The following is a 253-nucleotide window of genomic DNA, read 5'->3' as shown; positions in this document are numbered from 1 at the left end:
GAGCTGCAACGTACCGATCCCGCAGAGCTGCTGTACTGTGAATCATTGGAATCGGTTCAACATATTAATCACCTTAGAGGTCTACGTCGCCGCCCAGAGTGGGAGTTTGATTTACAAACTGGCCGCAACGTTTTATGTCAGCAATTTGGAACCAAAGATTTAATCGCTTTTGGTGTCGAAAATGCGCCAGTGGCCCTATGTGCTGCAGGTTGCTTAATGCAATACGTGAAAGAAACCCAGCGAACTGCATTGC

Annotated in this window: 1 protein-coding gene; it reads left to right on the top strand. The window is 47.4% G+C overall.

Going from position 1 to position 253, the window contains the following annotated elements:
- Window positions 1-253, top strand: a 253-nt coding sequence (locus tag MTCD1_RS19745; protein ID WP_200818694.1) for a hypothetical protein, incomplete at both ends; no start/stop codon positions are given.

Origin of the sequence: Colwellia marinimaniae (assembly GCF_002207865.1) — a bacterium.
Classification (GTDB): Bacteria; Pseudomonadota; Gammaproteobacteria; order Enterobacterales; family Alteromonadaceae; genus Colwellia; species Colwellia marinimaniae.
The sequence above is the reverse complement of the archived record's forward strand: the minus strand, read 5'-3'. Positions and strand labels throughout refer to the sequence as shown.